Genomic DNA, 2594 nt, shown 5'->3' with positions numbered 1-2594 from the left:
GTGCCGGAGACCGTGTTGATCGCGCCGAGTGCCGAGAACGTCGCCGAGCCGACGAGCGCTGCCGCGAGGATGCCGCCCACGACGAGGGTGGTCCGGCGGTGGGGCCTCTGCCGGTGGTCGGTGTGCTGGGGGTCGGTCTGGAAGTCGGTCTGGGGACGGGGAGTCATGTCAGTCCCTTTCGTGGGGGCGGAGCGGGTGGGTGGGGTGGGTGGATGGAGTGGTGGGCGCGGGCTGCCCGGGCCCGGTGCTCGTCGGGTGCCCGAGGTAGGTGAGGACCGCCATCACGCGGCGGTTGCCGGACTCCTCCGGCGGCAGGCCGAGCTTGGTGAACACCGAACTCACGTGCTTCTCCACGGAACTCTCGGTGATGACCAGGACGCCGGCGATCGACGCGTTGGAGCGCCCCTCGGCCATCAGGCCGAGGACCTGCCGCTCGCGCGGGGACAGCCGGTCGAGGACGTCGGCGTTGCGCGTCCGGACGAGCAACTGCGCCACCACCTCCGGGTCGAGCACGGTGCCGCCGGCGGCGACGGCGTCCAGGGCGGCGAGGAACTCGTCGACGTCCGTGACCCGGTCCTTGAGCAGGTACCCCAGGCCCATGCGGCTCGACGCGACGAGCTGGGTGGCGTAGTGCTCCTCGACGTACTGCGAAAAGACGAGCACCGGCAACCCCGGACGCCGCCGGCGCAGGTCGAGCGCGGCGCGAATGCCCTCGTCGGTGTGGGTGGGCGGGAGCCGGACGTCCAGGATGACGATGTCGGGGGCGTTCCCCTCCACCGCGGCGGTCAGCCCGCTGGCGTCCACGAGGTCGGCGACCACGTCGTGGCCGGCGTCCGCGAGCAGCCGGACCAGCCCGGCGCGCAGAATCGAGGAGTCCTCGACGACGATCACGCGCACGGGATCACCGCCGACACGATCGTTCCGCCGGGGGAGCTCGCGACGTCCAGGCGGCCGCCGACCGCGGCCAGCCGGTCCCGGACGCCCGCCAGACCGCCACGCGGGAGGATGACCGCGCCGCCGCGTCCGTTGTCGGCGACCGTCAGCGTGAGCGTCGCCCCCGCCGAGCCCTCCGCGGGCCCCGCGCGCCGGACGCGCACCACGCACCCGGACGCCTCCGCGTGCTTCACCGCGTTGGTGAGGGCCTCGGCGACCGTGAAGTAGGCGGCGTCCTCGGCGGCCTGGCCACAGCGTCCGGGCAGCCGGACGTCGAGCGTCACGGGCAGCGCGAACTGCGCGACGAGGGCCGACAGGGCGGCGTCCAGGCCGGAGTCGGTCAGGATCGACGGGTGGATGCCGCGCCCGAGCATCCGGAGGTCGTGCACGGCCGTCTTCGTGCCGGAATGCGCCTCCTCCAGCAGCGACCGGGCGAGCTCGGGGTCGGTGTCGAGTTTCGAGCGGGCCATCGACAGCAGCATGCCGACGTTGACGAGCTGCGGTTGGACGCCGTCGTGCAGGTCGCGCTCGATGCGCCGCCGGTCGGATTCGACGGCGCGTACCGCCCCATCCCGCTGCTCGGACGCCGCCCGCAGTTGCTGGCGGAGCACCTCGCCGTCGTCGACGCGCAGCAGCGAGCGCGACAGCGTCCGGTGGAGCGCGTGGGCGGCCGCGAGCAGCGCGCAGCCGAGCGCGACCGAGACCACGCCCACCGCGATCGAGACGGCCGTCGGCAGCCGGTTCCAGCCGAAGAGCGCGTCGGACCACGCGCTGGGGGAGCCGGCCGCGGACGCCCCGTCGCCGGCGGGCAGCAGCGGGCTGACCAGGTGCGCGAGGCCCCCGGCGATGACGTAGGCGAGCACCCACACGGAGGCGACCCCCAGGACGAACGTGACCACGAGGTGCGTGACGTCGCGCCAGAACTGCCGTCCGCGCAGGTCGAGCAGCGCCTGGGCGAGGGGCGCGAGGAGGCCGCGCCGCGGGGTCCGGACGCGGGTGGCGTCCGCCGACGGACGGCCGTCGGCGTCCGGAACGCCGGGCACGCCGTCGACCCGATAGACGGACGCCGCCCGCCGCCGCTCGGCGGCGCCGAGCGACGCGGTCATCAGGACGGCCGCGGCCAGGATGTACGCCCCGACGCCGACGATGAGGGTGGCGAGGCCGACCCCGACCATCGTGACGAACACGACGACCCAGACCAGCCCGACGACCGCGTCGACGACTCCGTCGGCGGCCGCCACCAGGGGGGTGGGAGAGGACTTCTTCATGACCACCACGCTAGGGAACCACGTCCCGGCCCCACGACGGGGGTGGCCCGTCAACCGGAGCGGGGGTTAACCCCCGCTCAGAGGCCCACGCGCCGACAACGCAAAGAGGTGGGACGCCGCTTGCCGCGGCGTCCCACCGGTTGTGTTCCAGCGTTTGTCTGCCCCGGATGCCGGATGCCGGATGCCGGATGCCGGATGCCGGATGCCGGATGCCGGCGCTTCCCACCGGCCTGTCCCTCCCCGGATGCCGGCACCCGCGGCGTCCCTTGGTTTTGCTTCCGAAATCGAAGCAGACCCAAGCAACCGCCTACGGCACTGACTTGACCATGCCTTCTGCCAACTCGTCGGTGGCGAGGCGGCTGTGGCGGTAGCCGTAGCCGAGGTAGATCGCCA

At 73.6% G+C, this 2594-nt stretch carries 2 protein-coding genes; both read right to left on the bottom strand.

Annotated elements, in window-relative coordinates; genetic code table 11:
• Positions 1-168: 168 nt before the first annotated feature.
• On the bottom strand, positions 169-897 hold the full coding sequence (locus tag WMJ97_RS14890) for a response regulator transcription factor (RefSeq protein WP_347349788.1): 729 nt from the start codon (positions 895-897) through the stop codon (positions 169-171).
• Positions 888-2201, bottom strand: a complete 1314-nt coding sequence (locus WMJ97_RS14885; RefSeq protein WP_347349787.1) for a sensor domain-containing protein — start codon at positions 2199-2201, stop codon at positions 888-890. The genes WMJ97_RS14890 and WMJ97_RS14885 overlap by 10 nt, the downstream gene beginning before the upstream one ends.
• Between the last annotated feature and the right edge of the window lie 393 nt (positions 2202-2594).

It is taken from the genome of Nigerium sp. (genome assembly GCF_039811905.1).
Taxonomy (GTDB): Bacteria; Actinomycetota; Actinomycetes; order Propionibacteriales; family Propionibacteriaceae; genus Propioniciclava.
This window is presented reverse-complemented; position numbering and strand designations above follow the sequence as displayed.

What these genes read in the sequence shown, in the direction of transcription:
- WMJ97_RS14885 (WP_347349787.1), bottom strand. Translation starts at nt 2,201, where the DNA reads ATGAAGAAGTCCTCTCCCACCCCCCTGGTGGCGGCCGCCGACGGAGTC.